Source organism: Aeoliella sp. (genome assembly GCF_965227375.1).
In the GTDB taxonomy this organism is placed as follows: Bacteria; Planctomycetota; Planctomycetia; order Pirellulales; family Lacipirellulaceae; genus Aeoliella.
The window spans coordinates 2,946,336-2,966,900 of record NZ_CBDDFX010000002.1 but is presented as its reverse complement, the minus strand read 5'-3'; the positions used below and the strand labels follow the sequence as shown (position 1 = coordinate 2,966,900).

The 20,565-nt window shown below is 59.6% G+C and carries 20 protein-coding genes; 8 read left to right on the top strand and 12 right to left on the bottom strand.

The features are described from left to right. Window positions 1-110: 110 nt before the first annotated feature. The 5 genes from ACQK2L_RS24665 to ACQK2L_RS24645 all read right to left on the bottom strand — a co-directional run bounded on the left by ACQK2L_RS24665 (window position 111) and on the right by ACQK2L_RS24645 (window position 4,129). On the bottom strand, window positions 111-413 hold the full coding sequence (locus ACQK2L_RS24665; RefSeq protein ID WP_425399706.1) for a DUF167 domain-containing protein: 303 nt from the start codon (window positions 411-413) through the stop codon (window positions 111-113). A 2-nt stretch (window positions 414-415) separates the two neighbouring features. Then, the gene (locus tag ACQK2L_RS24660) at window positions 416-1,534 is read right to left on the bottom strand and encodes a CPBP family intramembrane glutamic endopeptidase (RefSeq protein WP_425399705.1); all 1,119 of its coding nucleotides are present in this window, start codon (window positions 1,532-1,534) and stop codon (window positions 416-418) included. 30 nt (window positions 1,535-1,564) lie between these two features. Beyond that, complete coding sequence (gene pgsA / locus ACQK2L_RS24655; protein WP_425399704.1) at window positions 1,565-2,158, bottom strand: CDP-diacylglycerol--glycerol-3-phosphate 3-phosphatidyltransferase; 594 nt, start codon at window positions 2,156-2,158, stop codon at window positions 1,565-1,567. A 71-nt stretch (window positions 2,159-2,229) separates the two neighbouring features. Further along, the gene (gene rimO, locus ACQK2L_RS24650) at window positions 2,230-3,624 is read right to left on the bottom strand and encodes a 30S ribosomal protein S12 methylthiotransferase RimO (RefSeq protein ID WP_425399703.1); all 1,395 of its coding nucleotides are present in this window, start codon (window positions 3,622-3,624) and stop codon (window positions 2,230-2,232) included. Between the two features lie 58 nt (window positions 3,625-3,682). Beyond that, window positions 3,683-4,129, bottom strand: a complete 447-nt coding sequence (locus ACQK2L_RS24645) for a hypothetical protein (protein ID WP_425399702.1) — start codon at window positions 4,127-4,129, stop codon at window positions 3,683-3,685. A 226-nt stretch (window positions 4,130-4,355) separates the two neighbouring features. Here ACQK2L_RS24645 and ACQK2L_RS24640 point away from each other — a divergent pair, with 226 nt between their 5' ends. Next, window positions 4,356-5,297 (top strand): IS5 family transposase, encoded by a 942-nt coding sequence (locus tag ACQK2L_RS24640; protein WP_425396299.1) that lies wholly within the window; start codon window positions 4,356-4,358, stop codon window positions 5,295-5,297. A gap of 12 nt (window positions 5,298-5,309) precedes the next feature. Further along, on the top strand, window positions 5,310-6,107 hold the full coding sequence (locus tag ACQK2L_RS24635; protein WP_425399701.1) for an ImmA/IrrE family metallo-endopeptidase: 798 nt from the start codon (window positions 5,310-5,312) through the stop codon (window positions 6,105-6,107). Between the two features lie 16 nt (window positions 6,108-6,123). Here the strand turns inward: ACQK2L_RS24635 and ACQK2L_RS24630 are convergent, their stop codons facing one another. Beyond that, complete coding sequence (locus ACQK2L_RS24630; RefSeq protein WP_425399700.1) at window positions 6,124-7,254, bottom strand: hypothetical protein; 1,131 nt, start codon at window positions 7,252-7,254, stop codon at window positions 6,124-6,126. Between the two features lie 117 nt (window positions 7,255-7,371). Further along, on the bottom strand, window positions 7,372-7,851 hold the full coding sequence (locus ACQK2L_RS24625; RefSeq protein ID WP_425399699.1) for a CbiX/SirB N-terminal domain-containing protein: 480 nt from the start codon (window positions 7,849-7,851) through the stop codon (window positions 7,372-7,374). Window positions 7,852-7,974: 123 nt separating this feature from the next. Here ACQK2L_RS24625 and ACQK2L_RS24620 point away from each other — a divergent pair, with 123 nt between their 5' ends. Continuing rightward, window positions 7,975-8,814, top strand: a complete 840-nt coding sequence (locus tag ACQK2L_RS24620) for an FkbM family methyltransferase (RefSeq protein ID WP_425399698.1) — start codon at window positions 7,975-7,977, stop codon at window positions 8,812-8,814. A 15-nt stretch (window positions 8,815-8,829) separates the two neighbouring features. Here ACQK2L_RS24620 and ACQK2L_RS24615 read toward each other — a convergent pair whose 3' ends face one another. Further along, window positions 8,830-9,360, bottom strand: coding sequence for a hypothetical protein (locus tag ACQK2L_RS24615; protein ID WP_425399697.1), 531 nt, complete (start codon window positions 9,358-9,360; stop codon window positions 8,830-8,832). Between the two features lie 123 nt (window positions 9,361-9,483). Between ACQK2L_RS24615 and ACQK2L_RS24610 the strand changes: the two genes are divergently transcribed. Then, window positions 9,484-11,292, top strand: a complete 1,809-nt coding sequence (locus ACQK2L_RS24610; RefSeq protein ID WP_425399696.1) for a glycoside hydrolase family 2 TIM barrel-domain containing protein — start codon at window positions 9,484-9,486, stop codon at window positions 11,290-11,292. A gap of 15 nt (window positions 11,293-11,307) precedes the next feature. Here ACQK2L_RS24610 and purN read toward each other — a convergent pair whose 3' ends face one another. From purN to ACQK2L_RS24595, 3 genes are all read right to left on the bottom strand, one after another. Next, window positions 11,308-11,922 carry a phosphoribosylglycinamide formyltransferase gene (gene purN, locus ACQK2L_RS24605; RefSeq protein ID WP_425399695.1) on the bottom strand — a complete coding sequence of 205 codons (615 nt, stop codon included), beginning with the start codon at window positions 11,920-11,922 and terminating at the stop codon, window positions 11,308-11,310. A 110-nt stretch (window positions 11,923-12,032) separates the two neighbouring features. Beyond that, window positions 12,033-15,593, bottom strand: a complete 3,561-nt coding sequence (gene ileS, locus ACQK2L_RS24600) for an isoleucine--tRNA ligase (RefSeq protein WP_425399694.1) — start codon at window positions 15,591-15,593, stop codon at window positions 12,033-12,035. A 107-nt stretch (window positions 15,594-15,700) separates the two neighbouring features. Further along, window positions 15,701-16,033, bottom strand: coding sequence for a hypothetical protein (locus ACQK2L_RS24595; protein WP_425399693.1), 333 nt, complete (start codon window positions 16,031-16,033; stop codon window positions 15,701-15,703). A 273-nt stretch (window positions 16,034-16,306) separates the two neighbouring features. Here ACQK2L_RS24595 and ACQK2L_RS24590 point away from each other — a divergent pair, with 273 nt between their 5' ends. Continuing rightward, complete coding sequence (locus ACQK2L_RS24590; protein ID WP_425399692.1) at window positions 16,307-17,035, top strand: PIG-L family deacetylase; 729 nt, start codon at window positions 16,307-16,309, stop codon at window positions 17,033-17,035. A gap of 120 nt (window positions 17,036-17,155) precedes the next feature. Here the strand turns inward: ACQK2L_RS24590 and mscL are convergent, their stop codons facing one another. Next, the gene (gene mscL, locus ACQK2L_RS24585) at window positions 17,156-17,572 is read right to left on the bottom strand and encodes a large-conductance mechanosensitive channel protein MscL (protein WP_425399691.1); all 417 of its coding nucleotides are present in this window, start codon (window positions 17,570-17,572) and stop codon (window positions 17,156-17,158) included. 333 nt (window positions 17,573-17,905) lie between these two features. Between mscL and ACQK2L_RS24580 the strand changes: the two genes are divergently transcribed. The 3 genes from ACQK2L_RS24580 (at window position 17,906) to ACQK2L_RS24570 (ending at window position 20,550) form a co-directional block, all read left to right on the top strand. Next, window positions 17,906-18,232, top strand: coding sequence for a DUF6959 family protein (locus ACQK2L_RS24580; protein WP_425401126.1), 327 nt, complete (start codon window positions 17,906-17,908; stop codon window positions 18,230-18,232). 42 nt (window positions 18,233-18,274) lie between these two features. Next, window positions 18,275-18,895, top strand: coding sequence for a GNAT family N-acetyltransferase (locus tag ACQK2L_RS24575; RefSeq protein WP_425399690.1), 621 nt, complete (start codon window positions 18,275-18,277; stop codon window positions 18,893-18,895). 263 nt (window positions 18,896-19,158) lie between these two features. Continuing rightward, window positions 19,159-20,550 carry an amidase family protein gene (locus tag ACQK2L_RS24570; protein ID WP_425399689.1) on the top strand — a complete coding sequence of 464 codons (1,392 nt, stop codon included), beginning with the start codon at window positions 19,159-19,161 and terminating at the stop codon, window positions 20,548-20,550. Window positions 20,551-20,565 lie beyond the last annotated feature (15 nt).

Below are 20,565 nucleotides of genomic sequence, written 5' to 3'. Positions count from 1 at the left end.
AAGGCTCAAAGGGTGGGAAAATGGGGCGGGAGATTGCACACAGGAGGGCGAAATGGCGGTCGCATACCGTAGCTGTATCATAGCCCCGAAAGAGCCACTCGACAACGCAGTTAACCGCCGCCAATGGCCGCCTCGATTCGATGGGCCGCTGTATCTCGGTCAATTCCCCGCAGCAGGAATTGTTTGCTGCTGGACGTGGCTCCACGTACCAGTTCGATTTGACGTTTTCCGCAGCCAAATACCTGGGCAAGGACAGCCGCAATGGCTTGGTTTGCCTTGCCCCGCTCAGCGACCTGAGTGACGGATACCAGCAGCGCTCCCTGGCGAACGCCAGTTACAGCATTCACACGACCCCCGGCACGAGCTCGCACGTCCAGCAGCGTGCCATCGGGGTGTTCAACCAGGTGAACCATGACTACTCGGCGGCCCCGGAATCGGAGAGCAAGAGGATCAACATCAGTACCGAAACCGAATTGATGACCATGTGGGCCACAATGCACGGCAGGATGCGATGGGTGCGTTGGTACACGTAGCCCAGCACCAGGGCCAGCGCAAAGAGCGGAATGGGGCTCGGCCCATTGCCCAGGTGCGCCAAGGCAAACAGAAACGACGATATCAGCACTGGCATCCAGCCGTGATTCAGGCCGGGGGCCATGCCGTCTCCGCCGGGTGGCAGTTTGGGAAGGTCCTGGGGCTGCAACCGGGCCGACCACAACTCGTCGCCGGCTGCCAGGCGTGCGGTCGTTGCAGCGGCATCGGGCTCGAGGGGGACATCCTCGATGTCCTCATTCTCCAGCGGGACGTTAGCGGCCATCCGGAAGTTCGTTTCGGCGCTCAAGTCGTCTAGTACACGCTGTTCCCTGCGGGTCGGCAGGCTGAACTTCCAGCCAACCGACTCGTCTTCCAGCCGTTCAAGACCTCCCTGCAGCAGCAATCGGAATACGAGTTCTTCGAAAACCGGCGCCGCCACGACCGCGGTAAGCATGGCCGCGGCGAACAGTGTCCAGTCAGGGGTTTGCTGCATTTGATCGAGCAGCGGATGGCCGGGAGGAACGCGCAGTATTTGGATCGCGCCCAACTGCAGCACCCACACCGGCACCATGGCGGCAAAGGCGATCCAGATGCCAAGCGTTACGTCGTATATCAACTGGTCGGACGAACTCGGCAGCCCCAAGTCGCGTAGGCTGGCGCCGTTCACGACGACTAGCACCGCGACGATCGCCGCGGCAAAGCCGATTTGAATCAGGCTCATCGTCAACTGGGCGTTGGCGAATTCCTCGGCGGTCCACTGTGCCCCCTCGCCCTGGGCATTGCGGAACATAATTACATTCATAATGCCCATCGCGGTCATCATCACCGCCAGCACTCCCGCCACAGGCCCCCAGGGCGTGCGGCGGCGTGGTTCGTAGGGCAGCACGTAGCCCTGCCGACACCACCGCATGATCCACAGCACCAACGCCGTGATCGCCGCGACCATCACGAACAGAGAAAGCAATGCGGCGAGAACTGGCACCTCGACGTCGGAGTCAGGCATCGCGTTAACCGGTGGGGAGCGGGAGAATGGTTACTTTTCGGTGTCGCCTTCGAGCAGCATGCTGATCGCCAGCTTCACGTAGCCCCATCCACTATAGATGGTCGAGATCACCGCCGCGATAACTACAAACACCAGCACGTTGTCGAACGGCTGCGAGGTGCTCAGGCCGCGATCGAGTTGGTACAGCCGCCACAGGCTCAGAATCACCGCCGCGCACTGCACCACCATCTTCACTTTGCCTGCCCACTGGGCCGAGAAGTCCATGCTGCGACCCTCGATCAAGCTCCGCAGCGCGGTGACCAGCAATTCGCGGGCAGTGATGAGAACCGCTACCCAGGCGGGAATCAGCGAATCCTCGGCCGCGCCCAACAGAATGAATGTACCGCAGATCAGCACCTTGTCGGCAAATGGATCGAGAATCCGCCCGAGCTGCGTGATCTGGTTGTACTTTCGCGCCCACCAGCCATCCAGCCAATCGGTGCCCGATGCCAACAGGAACGACAGCAGCCCTACCAGATACCATCCGAGACTGACGGCCACGAAGCATAAGAGCGAGAGCCCAATTCGCGCGGCCGAGAGCCGGTTGGGGACGTTCCAGACGATTCCGTCGGTTGCGGTTGCCATGGCCTGATTGATTCACTGCGTTGCGAAGAGTCCAAACGCTCTATCAGCAGTGTAACGGAATCGCCCCGGTTCTACAGCGCCACTGCCACCAGGTCGTAGTCGCTACGAGCCACGACCTCGCAGTCGACAATCATGCCGGGCGAGAGGTTCTCGCCGGTCACGTACACCACACAGTCGACATCTGGTGCGTCGGCAATGGTGCGGCCGATCCAGGCGGTGGGCTCCTCGGGAACCGGCGAGTCGATGAGCACCGGCTGCTGCGTGCCGAGCTGTTGGTCGGCAAACTCAAACGCAATTTGCTGCTGCAGCGCCATCAGCTCGTCGCGGCGCGCCTCCATCACCGCCTGGTCGACGTGGTTGGGCAGCCGCGCCGCCGGTGTGTCGGGTTCCAGCGAATAAGTGAACACGCCCAGCCGCTCGAATCGCTCCCGCTCGACGTACTCCAGCAACTCGGCAAACTCCTCGTCGGTCTCGCCAGGGAAGCCAGTGATCATGGTCGATCGCAGCACGAGATCCGGGATCCGCTCGCGGAGCTTGCCTACCAACTCTTCGGTCTGGGCGCGATTCACCCGCCGCTGCATTCGCTTGAGCATCCGATCGTTGATGTGCTGCAGCGGCATATCCAGGTACGGCAGGATCTTGTCCGACTGGGCGATCGCGTCGATCAGCTCGTCGGTGAAGTACATCGGGTAGAGGTACATCAAGCGGATCCACTGAATGCCGTTCACTTTTTCGAGCTCGTGCAGCAGCTCGACCAATCGCGGCTTGGCGTACAGGTCCATGCCGTAGTAGGTGGTGTCCTGGGCGACGATCACCAGTTCCTTCACGCCGTCGGCCGCCAACTCGTTGGCCTCGGTCAGCACGTCCTCAATCGGCTTCGTGGCGTGCTTGCCCCGCATCTTGGGAATCGCACAGAACGTGCACAGTCGGTCACAGCCTTCGGAGATCTTCAGGTACGCAAAATGACGCGGTGTCACCCGCATCCGCTGGGTGTCGACTAGCGCTCGCACCGGCGCTGGTTTAAATACCAACCGCTGTTCGTCCAGGCCACCGATCAACCGATCGGCCACCTTGGTGACTTCCTCGCGGCCAAACACGCCAACCAGGTGGTCGATCTCCGGTCGGTCGTTGAGCAACTGCTCTTGTTGGCGCTCCGCCAGGCAGCCGCTGACGATCACTCCCCGTAGCAGACCTTGGCGTTTGCGGTCGAGCATCTCGTCGATGGCCGCGAACGATTCGGTGCGGGCCGACTCGATGAAACCGCACGTGTTGACGATGGCAAAATCGGCGTCCTCTGGCGTTGGAACCAGCTCGTACCCATCGAGCTGCAGCAGTCCCAGCATCCGCTCGCTGTCGACCAGGTTTTTCGGACAGCCAAGACTAATGAACGCGTATTTCCCCTTACCGCCAGGGCTGGCCGTGGCAGGGGCGGTGGAGCAGTTGGGAGCGATGGGCAATTCTTCCATGCTCCTAAGTTACGCGACAAAACCACTTTAGGCGAGTGGGTGCGGTGAGATTCTCCCCTTACGGACGACCAGTCCGCTCACGCAGGAAGCTAACCAATTGCTGCGGTTCATCCGTTCCGATTCGCACAATTCGATGGTGGATGCGGAGTACTGCACAATCGTATCCCCACAGGTTGTAGGTCCAGCCGCGTCCTGGCACCCAGTGGATCCCCCAGCCATCGATGAGGTGCGATTTTCCCTGCTCTACGCTTTCGATGTCGCTGTAGCGAAACGACTTGCGCAGCAGCGGCAGCGGACCGAAAGTGAGTTGGAGTCGATCTCCCCGGTCGGCGATGGTGAGCGACTGGAAACAGAATCCAATGGCGACAACCAGCAATCCGATGCACGCGAGCACGATGGCAGGTACCGAGTCCGCTCTCGCTTGCCAAGCGATAATGAACACAACAGCGGCCATGGGGTACATGAGCCAATGAAAGTATCCGTGCTGGGTATGTTTGTAGGACATGGCAGGGTCTCCCGTTCGAGTTCCCTGCGAAGGTGGTCTAGCAGAAGGTGATTCGTAGAGCGTTGATTGGGATTGGTGGATCTGGCCCCCAGTGCTTTCCTCAGAAAGTGCTTGCACTGGTGGTGGTCGCGTGTATACTAAACGCAGGCCTTGTCGAACAATTCCCTCAAACCAAGCGTTTTACGGGTAGGAATGGATTCTATTTCTTATCTGAAGGAGCGTTGTCATGGGGAAGAAGCGGAAGACTGCTTACAAGGTCACGAATTGGCGTGAGTACAACGAGTCGTTAGTGCGGCGGGGTGATATCACTTTGTGGTTCGACGAGGACGCGCTAGCGACCTGGGAGCATGCTAACGAGGAGGTAAAGCGAGGGCGCCCTTTTACTTACAGTGACACCGCGATTGAGTGCTTGCTGATGCTCCGTGAGTTGTTTCGCTTGCCCTATCGCCAGACCGAAGGTCTGGGGCGGGCGCTGGTGCAACTGATGGACGTGGATGTTCCGATTCCCAGTTTCACGCTGCTAGCGAAACGAGCGGCAAGGCTGAAGACGTCGCTGGACGTTTCGCATACCCGTGGTCCGATCGATATGGTGGTCGACAGCACGGGCCTGAAAGTAGTAGGCGAAGGGGAATGGCGTTCGGCCGCTTACCAGACGTGTAGACGAAAGACCTGGCGAAAGCTCCATCTTTCGATCAATCCCGAGACGCAGGAGATCATGGCCGAGGTGCTGACCACGCGGAGCAAGGTGGATGCAGAGTCGGTGCCGGAGTTGCTGAAGCAAGTGGATCAGCCGATCGACAAGTTCTACGGCGATGGAGCCTACGATCGTTGGGCGGTTCATGAGCAGTTGGAAAAACAAGGAATTGCCCCGATCATTCCGCCTCAACGAGGGGCGGTCATCAAGCAGCATGGCAACTGCAAAGCCAAGCCGTTAGCTCGCGACGAGGCGGTTCGCAGGATTCGACGAACGGGACGAAGCAGTTGGAAAAGAGAGATCGGATACCATCGGCGGAGCCTGGTCGAGACGAGCATGTTTCGCTTGAAACAGGCGTTCGGCAACCGCCTGAAAAACAAAGCCTTCGAGAACCAACGGATCGAGGTCCGCTTGAGATGCAAGTTGCTAAACCACTTCACACAACTGGGTATGCCTAAATCCAAATGGAATTAGGAGACAAGGCCCATGCTCATCAAGCCAGGAGCTGCGATGTTCTTTGATGTTCCAACGCGCGACTATACCACGGCCCTGGACGCGGTGGCCGAAGAATTGCTGTGGGAGGCGGGCGTGCATGAGCCGCCGGTCGATGTGTTCCTGATCGCCATGCGGTTAGGCGTTGTGGTGACCGAGGACGTCGCGCTGCCCGGCCGCGCGCAGTTGGTTCGGCTGGACGATCGGCTAGCGTCGACCGTTCTGGAGGTGGAACCCGACACTTCGACACCGACTATCGTGCTAGGGGAGGAACTCCGCTTCGAACGGCGGCAATTCGCCGTGGCACACGAGTTGGGCGAGTTCGCTGCGGTGCGGGTGTTCGACCATCTGGCGATCGATCCCCGCGACGTCCCGCTTGGCAGTCGCGAGCAGGTGGCCAACGCCCTGGCGGGGCGGTTGTTGTTGCCGCAGCGATGGCTGCAGAAGTCGGGCGAGATGTGCGACTGGGACCTCGCGGCCCTGAAACAGATGTACTGGACCGCCAGCCACGAGTTTATCGCTCGGCGACTGTTGGACTGCACACCACCGGTAGTGATGACGCTGTTCGACGAAGGGCGCATCACCTGGCGGCGGTGTAACCTGGGGCGCAGCGCGGCGGCGTTGCTCACCGCCGAGCACGACTGTTGGCAGCAGTGTCACCACTGGGCCACTCCAGTGGCCCAGGAAATCGAACTGGCCGAAGGGACGCGAGCCATCATCCGCTGCTGGCCGGTGCACGAACCTCACTGGCGACGCGAGATCATGCGCACCGAACTTCACAACTGTGACTGATTGCACCAGTCTTCGGTTACTTGAACAGCCCGAAGAAGCCGCGATTGCTGTACTTGCCGTGTTCCTTCTCTTTCTTCTTGGTCACAGGATACATCGGCACCCGCTGACCCTTCTTGCGGTAGATGTCGGCGGCTACCTTTCCTTGCGGCGGCTGCACGAAGATCTTCGGATCGTCGATTACCCACGGCGTGCTCCACGACTTGCCGTTGTCCCAGTTGGCCACGTTGAAGAAGAAGTTTCGCATGCACAAGCACTTGTAGCTGTACGGATAGTTCGAGCCGAGGTAGTCGTCTTCGGTCAAGTCTTCGACGCCGGGTCGGGCGTAGTAGTGAATCATACCGTCCTTGGAGAACGAAAGCCCCATGGTCCACCAACCTGGTTCGGTGATCTTCAGGCTGCGAGTGTCCTGGCCGCGGTTGTTCGAGCGGATCGAAATCTGGGCAAAGTCCTCCTGGATGTTCCGCGAAGTCTCGCTGCGGAACAACAGGAACATGCCAGGCCAGTAGGCATCGGTTTCGCCTTGCGGCGTGCGACCGCGGCAGTCGGCCCGCATGCCGAACGAAGCACCAGTGCGATTTTCCCACTTGTCGAATTCCGGCAAGTAAACCCGCACGGTGCAGCTTGGCTCCCACTCCACTGGAATGGGGCGGCCCAGCTTCGAGTCGAACTTCATCAGCAGGTCGTCCTGCATCTGCTCGTTGGTAATCCGTCCCGGCATGCCCGAGTTCTTGGTCTGGAACATCAGCGCGCCGAGGCTTCCCTCGATGCCGCCCGGCGGCGTGGCGATTCGGCGCACGATGTCAGGCGTGCCTCGCTTGGCACCTTCGTGCCACAAGCGGTTGTTCGAGATGCCTCCAGGACCGCGCTGATTGTCGTCCTGCTCGAAGCTGCTCTTGGGCAGCCGCAGCGAGTAGCTCCACTTCTCGTCTTCGAAGTCGTCGCTACAACCAGGCAGGAACCACCCGGTACCGGGGACGAACGCATTGCGCGGAGCCACTGGCCGCTCCCGCTCTGGGGCTTGCTCTTCACCTGCTTCGTCCTCGCCCACCGTGTCGGCGATCGAGTCGTCTTTTTCATCTGCACTGACGGGGGCAGCAAGCAACAGCGCGAGGGCGAGCGAACCAGCGATAGCGAAGTAACGACGCATTACAGCATTCCTTTGCCGTAGGGGCGATTGAGCAAAAAGTACGATTGCACTTCTCGTATCGACAAGATCGAACATGCAATTCAACTGCACGCTGTCGGTTTACGCGAATCGTTGCTGCTAGCGAAGCTGGCAGCGCGCGTCGCCTGCGCACAGCTCGCAGGTTTCGCCGCCAGTGGTTTGATGCATCAAGCAGGTGGCGATCCGCTCGGACATCACGTCGGCGATCAGCGAGTGCAGCCCCAGTGGCGCGGTGACCAGGTGCTTTACCTCGGGAAAATCGGCCGCTGCTTCAGCGGCCAGCCGTGGAATGTCCTCCGACCAATGCCGGCCGGGCGAGAGAAAATAGGGGAATACGACCACGGTTCGTGCTCCCTGCGCAACGCACTTGGCCAGTGCCTGGGCGATGGTCGGCTCGGCCAACTCCATGTGCGCCGGCTCGACGATGGCAAGTTCACTACGAGAGCGAAATAGCGCCGTCACTGCTAGCAAAAGGTCGTTGCTCTCCGAACGACGCGAACCATGATCCACCACCACCACACCGACTGGCTGGTCGGCCGCGGCTACCGATGCGGCGATGGTCTGTGCGAGTGATTGCAAGGTTGGGGCACCAGAGGTGGACAAATTGTCGTTTCGCTTCCGATAGGTGTAGGCGTGGCAGGGCAGTTCTGCTAAACGTTCGCCACCCACCGCCGTACTTATCATCCTACACGAGGATTCGTCATGTCGCTAATCAACCTGATCCCTTTCCGCCGCGATGCACCCAGCAATGTGCAGGAGTTTGGGTACGAGCTCAAGTCGTTCGAACTCGAGCGGACAGGCCGCGTTGAATACGCCCAGTGGCAACATCCCAAAGAAACGCAGAAGTCGATCACGCAGCCGATGGTCGACGCAGTGCAGCAATACGTACAGCCTGGCGACCTGGTGATCGACATTGGCGCCCACACCGGCGACACCACGCTGCCCATGGCCTTGGCCACTGGCCCCACGGGACTGACGCTGGCCCTGGAGCCGAACCCCTATGTGTACAAGATTCTGTCGAAGAACGCCTCGCTCAATCCGGAGCTGACGCGGATCGACGCGCTGAACTTCGCCGCCACGCAGGACGATGGTCAGTTCACGTTCCACTACACTGATGGCATGTACTGCAACGGTGGCTTCAAGACCCAGCAAAAGTGGCCGTTGTTCCGCCGCCGCCATCCGCTGCTGGTCGAAGGTCGCAACCTGAACTACATCCTCAAGACGCGCTACCCCGAGTGGCTCAGCAAGCTCACTTACCTGAAGGTCGACGCCGAAGGCTACGACCTGAAGATCCTCCGCACGCTATTGCCAACGCTCAGCGAACGCCGCCCGGTGATTCGCTGCGAAGTGTTCCGTAAGCTGGTCGCCAGCGAACGCTACGAACTATTCGACTTCTTCACCGGCCTGGGCTACGACGTCGTTCGGTATCTAGGCATCGAAGAGGGAGCGGGCGAGAAGATGAACCGCGCCGAAATGACCGCCAGCAAGCACTTCGACATCGTCGCACTGCCCAAGGCGATGAAATTGCGCCGCGCGGCTTAGCACTTCGCACGAAGGCTAGGATCCCCAAGACATCCACCACACGCCGTTCTCTTCATACAGTCCTTCGAAGAAGACGTGATGCACGTCGACGCCACCGAACCACTCGGTGTTGCTTCGCTCCTGTCGCTCGGTTTCTTCGACCGCTTTGAGCAACTCGCGAACTGTGAACGACTCGCCATTTGGCGCTTCGTGCTCCACTACGTTGCGCGAGTCTGCGCCGAGCTTGATTGTGGGGCCTACGTACGCCGTGCGGTTTAGTTCCTCTTCGGTGAGCGGCCGGAACTCGCTCGAGTCCTCTTCAAACCACTCGGCGACGAGCTTTAGCGATACGATTTTCGCTTCTGGCGTGGCGGCCTCGTTGGCTAGATTCTCCGCGATTCGTTCTGGTGGCTCTGAAAGCTCGATCTCTAACTCACCGCTGATTTCGTTGAAGAACTCCATCCCTGCTTGTTCGCTCAATTTGGGGTGTTCTCCTCGATCGCTGGAAGGTTGAGTGTGGCAACCCGTAAGAAAGGTGGCCAGCAGGAGTATTGGTAGCGTACGCATGCGTGTATCTCTTTTGTGGAAAGGGACCGCCACAACGAATGCTCGGATGGTGCGAGGGAGTTTTCGGGTAAGTATAATCGACTCTCCGATTCGTTTGCTACCAAGAGATGTCGAGGCTTACGCGTGTACGCAACCAGTCAATGTCGGGCGATCACCTGGGGAATACTGCTGGCCTACAGCGTGGCGACGGTAGCTGCCGAGGAGTCCTCGCGCGTCGTGCTAAAACGTGCTGCAGAGACGAGCGACTATCAGCTCTTCCGCAACGGCGAGCGCTATTCGATTCGCGGCGTGGGCGGGCAGGTGGAGCTTGATTTGCTTCAGCAGCTCGGCGGCAACTCCGTTCGTACTTGGGGCGCCGACAACCTGGGAGCGTTGCTCGACGCGGCTCACCAGCGGGGGCTTACCGTGTGCGTCGGCATGTGGCTCGGGCATCCGCAGCGCGGGTTCGACTACTCTAGCGGGCAAGCGGTCGTTGCGCAGCTCGATTCGTGTTTGAAAACTGTCGAGCGGTTCAAGTCGCATCCCGCGGTACTGCTGTGGGGCATCGGCAACGAGATGGAGGAGGGCGGCGACAACCCGGCTGTGTGGTACGCGGTGGATCACATCGCCCGCGAAATCAAACGCATCGATCCCAACCATCCGACGATGACCGTCATTGCCGAACTCGGCGAGCACAAAGTCGAAAGCCTGCACCGCTTCTGCCCGCACATCGACATCGTCGGCATCAACGCGTACGGCAGCATCGTCACGGTCGCCCAGCGGTATCGCGAACAGGGCGGCAGCAAGCCGTACATCATCACCGAGCACGGTCCGCGCGGTCCGTGGGAATCGCCCAAGACCACGTGGGGTGCGCCGATCGAGGCGACCAGCACGGCCAAATCCAAGCACTATGCCGAAGGTTACCGTCACGCGGTAGCCAAGAACCCGCGCCAGTGCCTCGGCAGCTACTCGTTCCTATGGGGCAACAAGCAGGAAACCACCGCCACGTGGTTTGGCATGCTGCTGCCCGATGGTACGCGACTCGCTGCGGCAGATGCAATGAGCGAAAAGTGGACCGGCCAGCCGGTGGCGAATCGCTGCTGTGAGATTCGCGAACTCAACGTGGGCGGAGTCAGCAAGCTGGCACCAGGGCAGAAGTTCTTTGCCGCTGTCGAAGCATCCGATCCCGAGGGCGACAAGCTCGAGTACCAATGGGTGCTCCGCAGCGATGCGGTAGTCGTCGCCAACGGCAACGACGCTCAAGCGGCCGAGAACGAAGTGACCGGCGCGATCGTGGGTTCCGGTAGCCAGGTCGAAGTTCACATGCCGGCGGGTGGGGGCGGGTACCGGCTGTTTGTGTACGTCCGCGACGGTCACGGTGGCGGGGCGGTGGCCAACGTGCCGCTGTACGTCGACGCTCCGATCAAGCCGATTGTCGCAACAAGGGCGAAACTGCCGCTGGTGGTGTACGCGGAGGGCACGACCAGCGAGCCGTACACGCCTTCGGGATTCATGGGCAACACGCAGGCGTTGGAATTCGATCTCGATTCAACTGTCGAACCGCACGCCGGCGACACGTGCCTGCGCGTGAAGTACAACGCGCCCGATCAGTGGGGCGGCGTGGTGTGGCAGTCGCCGGCCAATGATTGGAAAGGACAGCGGCCCGGCGGTTTCGATTTGAGCGAAGCGGCCGCGCTTGAGTTCTGGGCCCGAGGCGAAACCGGCGCGGAGCGGGTGACGTTCCTCGTGGGACTCAACACCACCGACGGCGTCTATCGCGACACTGGCAAGACCCAACTCGCCGACGTCCAGCTCACCACCGAGTGGAAGCGTTATCGCATCCCGCTTTCGGGCGTTGACCTCGGCCGCATCAAGAATGGTTTTGGCTTTTCGCTGGCAGGGCAGGGTAGAGCGGTCACGTTCTACCTGGACGATGTGCGGTACGTGGAGTAGCGGCCGCTCACTGGCTCATCGCCGGCCGATGGTCACCTTCCGCCCTTCGAGCTTGATCCGCCCAGCGGCCAACAGGCCCAGCACGTGCGGGTAGGCTTCCTTCTCGGCGTCGAACACCCGCGCGGCGAGCGTGTCGGCCGTGTCGTCATCGAATACCGGCACCGGCTGCTGCCAGATGATCGGCCCGGCGTCGTACTCGTTGTCGACAAAGTGTACCGTGAGCCCGGTGATCTTGCAGCCGTAGTCCAAGACCGCCTGATGCACGTGGTGTCCGTACATGCCGTGACCGCAGAACGACGGGATGAGCGACGGGTGAATGTTCACCACTCGCCCCGCGAAGTCATCGGGCACCGGGGCAAGCTTCAAGAAGCCAGCCATCGCCACTAGTTCGACCTCCGCGTCACGGCACCGGCCGAAAATGGCCTCGCCGTAGGCGTCGTGCGAATCGTAATCCTTTCGTTCCAGGACCGCTGAAGCGATGCCGGCCGCGCTAGCGAACTCGAGGCCACCGGCCTCCGGGCTGCTGGAGATAACGAGCTTGATCTGGACATCCAGGGAGCCCTCGGCCACCAGGTCGATGAAGTTCTTCAAAGTCCGGCCGGAGCCGGAGATAAGGACGGCGATTTTCATATGGTAACACGACCGTCCCGGTCGTATTGGATTAGGTTGTAGTATGGCCGCCTCGGCCGTACATGAACTACTGGTGGCACGGCCGGGGCGGCCATGCTACCAAGTTGCTTTTACTTCTTTACTTTCAAATACAGTTCGATCACCGCGTCGCCTAGTTTGACTTCAATCGCCTCAATGCCATCAATCGCACCAAGCGTCACCGAGTCGGACAGCGTCTCACCGGCGATGTAGTCGGCGAACTGCTCCACGGCCGCCTTGATGGTTTTGTCGTCGGTGGCGATGCCCACTTCGATGCGGTCGGTGAACTCGCAGCCCTTGTCTTTGCGGGTGTCTTGGATCACGCGCACCAGGTCGCGGGCGGTGCCTTCGGCCACCAGCTCCGGCGTCAGTTCGGTGGCGAGCACCACGACGACGCCTTTGTCATTGGCTGCGGCGTAGCCTTCCTTGGCCGCGATGCGAACTTGGATCTCTTCGGGCAGCAGTTCTACTTCCTGGCCATCGACAGCGATATTCACTTTGCCATTGTCGCGGATGTTTGCCAGTAGCTCGGTGGCCGACTCCTTGTTCAAAGCAGCCTTCACCGCCGGCATCAGCTTGCCGAACTTCTTGCCTAACAGACGGTAGTTTGGAATTACTTCGTGCTGGACGTACTTCTCAGGATCATCCGAGTACTCAACAGCCTTCACGTTCAACTCGTTGGCGATCACACCGGCGTTTTCTTCGAGCCATTCCCGGTGTTCGGGGTTGGCCAATATCACAGTGACTTTCGAAAGCGGTTGGCGGACCTTCAGGTTCTCTAGCTCGCGAGCCCTGCGGCCAAGTGACGAGATCAGCCGCACCACGGCCATCCGCTCCGAAAGCGCTTCGTCGATCAAGGCCGACTTCGCCACGGGGTAATCGCACAAGTGAACCGACTCGAGGGCACCGGGGAACACGCCGGCCAGATTACGCCACATGCCATCGGCCAGGAAAGGCACGAACGGGGCGATCATCTTGGTGGTCGTCAGCAGGCACTCGTACAGCGTCCAATAGGCGTCGAGCTTGTCGACCGCCCGCTTCTCCTTCGCCCAGAAGCGATCGCGGCTTCGCCGGACATACCAGTTCGAGAGAGCATCGACAAAGTCGTTGATGGCCGCGCACGCGCCGAAATTGTCGTACGCATCCATCTTCTCGGTCACCAAGGCGATCGTTCGGTGCAGATCGCTGATGATCCAACGGTCGATCTGATCGCGGTCGAATACCGGGCGGTAGCTCTTGGCCTGGGTGAAATGCTGTTCGAGTGTATCGCCAGGGGTGATCGTGAACTGCTCGTTCACTTCCTGCGCCGGATCCCACTCATCGATGTTCGAGTAGATCACCATGAAACTGTAGCAGTTCCACAGCCGCAGGAGGAACTCGGGAATGCTGTCCTTGATCGCTTGTTCGCTGTAGCGGATCGACGTCCAGGGCGGTTGGTTGGCGAACAGATACCACCGCAGCGCGTCGGCGCCGTAGCGGTCGAAGATCTCATTCGGCTCGCGGTAGTTCCGCTTGCTCTTCGACATCTTGCCGACCGCATGCTTAAATCCCTTATTGCCGCAGGCGGCTTTGGCTTCTTCCTCGGTGAGGAATAGCTTCTTCGAGTCCTTCTTGTCCTCGTACCACTCACTGAGCATCAAGCCGAGGACGATGCAATTCTTAAAGGGGTGAGGTGGCTGCGCCACCGAGACTGGGGGCTGGGGGCTGGAGGCTGGCGAGCCGGAAGCGTTAGCGCCCGGAGTTGTTGCGTCTGATTTTTCGCCAAACAGCATCGTCGAGATCGCCAACTGGCTGTAGAACCAGCCGCGAGTTTGGTCGAGCGCTTCGCTGATAAAGTCCGCGGGGAATTGCTGATGGAAACGAGAAGCGGCTCCGCTTTCTCCCGGCGCTGTATCGCTGTTCGTTGGCGCTTCCGGCTCGCCGCGATAGCCCCATTGCGCGAAGGGCATCGCGCCGCTGTCGTACCAGCAGTCGATTACTTCGGTCACGCGGCGCATCCGCGCACCTTTGGCGAATGGCGAGTCGTACGTCACCTCGTCGATGTATGGTTTGTGGACGCGAAGGTCGTCGGGCAGTTTGGGGTTTGCCGCTTTGGCCTTGTCCCACACCTCGGTGCCGGCAACGCCCGGCTTGGCCAGCAGCTGGTCGTAGCCACCGATCGCTTCTTGCTGGCCAGTCTCCTCGCACTGCCAGATCGGCAGCGGTGTTCCCCAGTAGCGCTCGCGGCTGAGTGCCCAGTCGACGTTCGACTCCAGGAACTTGCCCATCCGCCCGTCCTTGATGTGCTCGGGCAGCCAGTTGATCTGCTGGTTGTTCTCCAGCATCGCGTCCTTGAACGCGGTTGTCTTGATGAACCAACTTTCCCGCGGGTACTGAATCAGCGGATCGTCCTCGGCCCGCCAGCAGAACGGATAGTCGTGCAGGTACTGCTCCTGGTGATACAAGAGCCCGTGTTCTTTCAGGTTGCGGATGATGTCCTTATCGCAATCCTTGACCCAGCGGCCACGCACAAACTCGGGTGCTTCGTCGGTGAATTTGCCATCAGGGCCGACGCAGTTGATGAGGGGAGGAGCGTTATCGCCTAGCGCGTCACGCTCCCTCTGTAGGACGTTGTAGTCGTCTTCGCCGAATGCTGGTGCGATATGGACCAATCCCGTGCCACTATCAGTTGTAACAAAGTCGGCCGCAACAACTTTCCAAGCACCAGCAGCGAAAGGATTAGACTTGTCGTCACGGAAGCAGTCGAACGGCGGCTCATAGGCCCATCCAACTAACTGGCTTCCAGCCAACGACTTCGTCTTTGTGAGCGTTGTTTTCAATTTCGTCGCGATAGTTTCAATCGTATCCTGAGCAACGATGTACTGGGCACCGTCAGCTTCGTCTGTAACGATCGCGTATCTGATTTCAGGATTTACAGCAACGAATTGATTGCTTGGCAACGTCCACGGCGTCGTCGTCCAAACGAGAAAACTCAATCGCTTTGTTTGGTTCTCCAATGCAGGATGCGTGAGTGACACCACGGGCATCTTCACAAACACACTAGGATCCGCCACCTCGCGATAGCCTTGCCCGACTTCGCCACTCGAGAGCGCCGTGCCGCCTTGGGCCCACCACCAGACGATCTTGTGGCCCTGGTACAGTAGCCCGCGGTCGAACAGGTTCTTGAGGCTCCACCACACGCTTTCGACGTAGCTCTGGTGGTAGGTGACGTAGGCCTTCTCCAGGTCGACCCAGAAGCCGAGTCGCAACGTGAGGCGTTCCCATTCCTGCATGTACCGCCAGACGCTCGCCTGGCAGAGTTGGATGAATGGTTCGACGCCGTACTCTTCGATCTCTTCTTTCGAGTGAATGCCGAGCTGCTTGCAGACCTCCACCTCGACCGGCAGGCCGTGCGTGTCCCAACCGGCTTTGCGTTCGCAGCGGTAGCCGCGCATGGTCTTGTAGCGCGGGAACAGGTCTTTGATGGCCCGCGTCAAACAGTGGCCCGGGTGGGGCATGCCGTTGGCGGTGGGGGGGCCTTCGTAGAACACGAACGGCTCGGCCCCTTCGCGCTGGGCGAGCGACTTATGGTAAATGTCGCTGGCCTTCCAGAACGCGCCGACTTCTTCTTCGAGTTTCGGGAAAGAGACAGAACCTTCGACGGGGGAGAACATAAGAGGGATCAGGAGTCAGGGGTCGGAGGTCAGGGAAACGCAAGCGATACGGTTGGCGTTGGTCGCGATTCCCTGACCCCTGAATCCCGACCCCTGGCCCCTAAAGCTCAATCGTCGAAATCTTCGTCGTCGTTGAACTTGTCGCCATCCTTGTCGTCGCCGTCTTCTTTTTCATCCTCGTACTCTTCCTCGCCGATCTCCTCTTCGACTTCTTCTTCGTCGGGCTCGAATTCGTCGGCGAACTCGTCCTCGATCGTTTCGTCGTCCCACTCCTCTTCGAAGTCGTCGTCGAAGTCGTCGTCGAAATCATCGTCGTCGAAATCGTCGAACGGATCGGAGGCCGATTCAAACTGGTATTCAGGAAGACCCGTCGGCGCAGGCGTGGGTTCGTTGGCCAGGGGGGCGGGACTGGTGGGATCTTGCGAAGGGTCGATAAGCATGGAATCTGATAAATTGGTTGGTAGGTCAGTAGGTGAGTGGGTGGAAGGAGACGTTTTGCAACCTTCTCGCCTTCTCACTTACCCGCCTGCAGCTTGTAGGGGCGTCCGTCTTTCGCTAGGTTTCCCTTAGCGTGGAACAGCGATTTTCGTGGGCCACCGTGCGGTCTGTCAAGCGCGTAAAGTGGTCCAGGGCTTGGAGTTTCTGCATCAAGCGGGCCTCCGCCCCCCGCCAGGGATCGCCAACAGCCTAGAGCCGAAAGCCAATAGCCACTCATGAGCGACGACCTTTCGATCGAACCTTTGGACGTGATTGCCGTAGGGGCCCACCCCGACGACGTGGAGATCGGCTGCGGCGGTACTTTGGCCAAATTGGTCGAACAGGGCTATCGCGTGGGCATTGTCGACCTGACCGACGGCGAGCCCACCCCCATCTCGCCTGGCCCGCACGTACGGGCGGAGGAGGCCGCCGAGGCTGCCCGCATCTTGGGGGTGCAGCACCGCACGACGCTCGATCTGGTCAACCGCCGGCTGATGGACGACTGGGAGTCGCGGGTCGAGCTGGCCAAGGAATTCCGGCGGTGGCGGCCGCGGCTGATCTTGTCGCTCGGCGAACGCACGCCCACCGCCTCGCCCGACCACTGGCAGGCGGTGCAGTTAACCGAGGCGGCCATGTTCTACTCACGGCTTACCAAATGGGACCACGAGTTCGACCACCTGCCGCCCCACAAAATCGACGGCCTGCTGTACTATTCGCTGAACTTCTATTCGCTCGAACCCCCACCGCACGGCAATAGTTTCGTGGTCGACATTAGCTCGACCTACGAAAAGAAGATCGCCTCGGTCCAAGCGTACGCCACGCAGTTCCCACCAGAGAAGCAGCACATCTTCGAGCGACTCGAAGCCATGGCCCACTACTTCGGCGAAGCCGCCGGATTTGAACGCGGCGAACGGCTATCGAGCCCCCGCGCTGTGGGGGTCAGGGACGTGATGGGCCTATTGTAGCTCGACAGTCCCTGTCGAAATGAAGCACCTAGTGGTTCCAAAACTGTCGTCGGATGAAGTTGCAATGCGTGTCCAATTGCCTTCGACTCGGAGAGTCGAGCTACAATAGCCGTTGAGGTACTATGCCTTCTTGAGCGCGTCCCGAATCTCCCTCAGGAGCTGAATATCCTCCGGCGGGGCGGGTTTCTCTTCCTCAGGCTTTTCGGCGAAGCGTTCCTGGGCTTTGTTCATCATCTTGATGACGATAAAGATGGCGAACGCAATAATTAAGAAGTCGATGATCGATTGGGCGAAAGCGCCCCAGCCGATCGAGATCGTCGTAGCTTCTGCTCCTTCCTGGATGGCGGGGATGGTGATGTCGTACGTGGCGGTGGCCAGATCCACACCACTGGTGAGATAGCCGACGATCGGCATGACGATCTTGCCGACCAACTCAGTGACAATCTTACCGAACGCCCCACCGATCACCACGCCCACGGCCATATCGACCACGTTGCCCCGCATGGCGAACTTCTGAAACTCCTTCAGCAAACCCATATCGCACCTCCGGTGATAGACAAGCCTGTGTAAAGCTCCCTAAGTGGAGCGAACGCTATCGTATCGTGGTGAGATGATTCGACCAGAAGTCGGAACGCAAACGGATGGGATTTTCCGCAGATTGTTGCAGGGGCATGAAGTCAAGTTTCGTAGATTGGGGCCAACGAGTCTAAGCTCGCGCGGCCCCATTGCCCCGAATGGATTCCCCAGCGAGCCGGCTCGTCCCCGAGCCTGGAGTTTGCGTGCGGTGGGAGGGAGAGGTGGTCCAACGAACAACCTGGCGACGATTTGCCGACTCGTCGTCCGCACATTCATACGAATAGGCTGGTGACTATGCACATCGAGGCACTTGAAGTCTACTCAACCGATATCAACTACGCTGTAATCAAGCCACCGGGACGCCGTTTTCCAGGCGCGGTGATTCAAGGGGATTCTCTGGGGATTCTGTGTAGGAATGCGCTTCGAATCGTGAAGCACGTGGAGTCTGGTGATACAGCTTCCGATGAGTTCCTTGGAGAAATCGAGGAATTGGCAAATGCCCTGATCGACCGGATGCTCCACTATCAGTCGGTCCTGGAACACCACGGATTAGACCTTCCATACGGCCAGCATTTCTCTAATTCGGACCTTGTTGAGTTACTCCCCCCTGACGATTCGTAATCATTCAAGATGAGAGTGTCCTCCGCGCCTTTGCGCCTTGGCATGTCATTCACTATCGTCGTCACATCACATGTAAACTCCGGGCTTGAGGACGAGCCGGCTCGCTGGGGATCTTTCTTTGGTTCAATGGCGATGAGTAACTTGGTTCCGATGAGTATGATGTCCACTCTTCAAACCGCACGCCTGATTCTTCGTCCCTACCAGGAAAGCGACCGGGAGGCATTTGTTTCTCTGAACTGCGATGCTGACGTGCGGCAACGTATGGATGGTCCGCTTTCTCTTGATTCCGCAGATAGCCTCTTCAGCAAGATTCTGGCTGCTGAGAGAACTGGGTGGTCCTTCTCGTGGGCCATTGTCAGTAAAGCAGGGCTAGAATACATCGGGCATGCTTTTATCGTTGGTGGGGAAGCGGAAGACTATGAGCTGGGCTATCTGTTCGTATCCAAGGTTTGGGGGCAAGGCTTCGGAACGGAGGCCGTAACACGGATCGTCCAACACGGTTTCGATTCGCTGGGGCTAGATCGTCTGGTCGCCACCGTAGACGTAGGGCACGCCCGGTCGATTCGAATCCTGGAAAAGACCGGCTTCGAACTCGAAGAGACAAAGGAAGAGGAGGGTTGTCCGTACCACCTGTACGTGGCAAGACGACCCACCCCATTGTAGTTCGACAGTCCCTGTCGAAAGGGAGTACCCCAGCGAGCCGGCTCGTCCCCGAGCCTGGAGTTTGCGTGCGGTGTGACGGCGATAGTGGATGGCGCGTAAAGACGCAAAATCCAGGTCGCCTTGCAAACACCGAAATGGTCGGGACACCGTGAGTCTCCATCCGGCAATTCTCAGCCACCACAGCGACTACCAGTGCATGACGGGTGGTACAATCTTCAGTGGGTGTTCAACTTGAAAGGCCTGCATAGAAGGGAAATCAGCCAATGCTGAGGTGCTCGATAGCCCAACTCGCGGAGCGCGTTCGCTGTGGCGAGACTACTTCGACAACGCTGGTTGAGGAGTCGCTGGAGAGAGCGAGTGCGAACGCCGCTCTGAACTTGTTCATTACGCTCGATGCGGACGGCGCGCTCCGCAAGGCAGCACGAGTTGATGGGAGAGTCGCTGCGGGCGAGCATCCCGGCGAACTTGCTGGTGTGCCCATCGTGGTCAAGGACAATTTGGATGTCGGGGGCCTCCCTACGACGGCTGGAACGCGAGTGATCAACTACGTTCCCACGACGTCTGCTTCGACCGTCTCGCGCCTTGAACAGGCTGGTGCCATCGTTATTGGTAAGGCCAATATGCACGAACTTGCCTTTGGCGTCACCTCGAACAATCGGGCATTTGGAGCGGTGGGGAACCCTGCGAATCCCAAGATGTTCCCTGGAGGTTCGTCTGGCGGAACGGCGGCAGCGGTTGCAGCAGGCGTGGTCCTGGGAGGGCTGGGTACAGATACCGCTGGATCGGTTCGTCAGCCCGCCTCGCTGTGCGGTGTCGTCGGGTTTCGGCCAACGACTTGGCGCGTGGACCCACGTGGCGCCGTGCCGGCTGCTCCGACGTTCGACGTCATAGGGCCCATAGGAAGGAACTTGGCGGACGTCGCCCTGCTGGCATCGGTCATGACCCATGACAGCGTGCCTACGCCCAGAAATTTGAGTGATTTGCGGATCGGCGTCGCGCGGCCGCAGTCGGAGAATACGAGCGCTGGAGTTGCGGCTGCATTCACTGCCGCGCGTTCTCATTTGAGTGCAAGCGGCGCGACATTGCTGGAAGTCGATCTTTCTGCGATCGTGGAGCAGTGTTTCGAGATTGGCTATCCGATAGCTTTCTACGAGATGAAGTGGCGCATGATCGAATTTCTCGAACTACATCAACCTCAGACGACAATCGACGAACTGGTGGAACAGATTGCGAGCGACGACGTTAAATCAGTCTATTTGCAGTCGGTCGTCGGAAATCACTCCCCAAGCGAGGCGGATTATCTGGAAGCCAAGGCGAGAGTCGACCGGATCCGCTCCGAGTATCTGAGCGTTCTCGACAGAGATTCGCTCGACGCCGTTGCCTGGCCAACTGCTCCCCTCGAAGCGCAGCCTATCGACGGTACAGCGGAAACCGTTGTGCTGAACGGCAAACAGGTTCCCACGACGGCGACGTATGTTCGCAACGCGGCCACCGCTGGTGTTATTGGCGCCCCAGGCATATCTCTTCCGATAAGTGTCACAACCGATGGTTTGCCGGTCGGCTTCGAGTTGGACGGCCGCCCGGATTACGACTCCGCACTGATCGCCATCGGGCTCAGCGTCGAAGCTGCACTAGCAGCGAGAGAATACCCCTGAAGCGAATGTCACCGA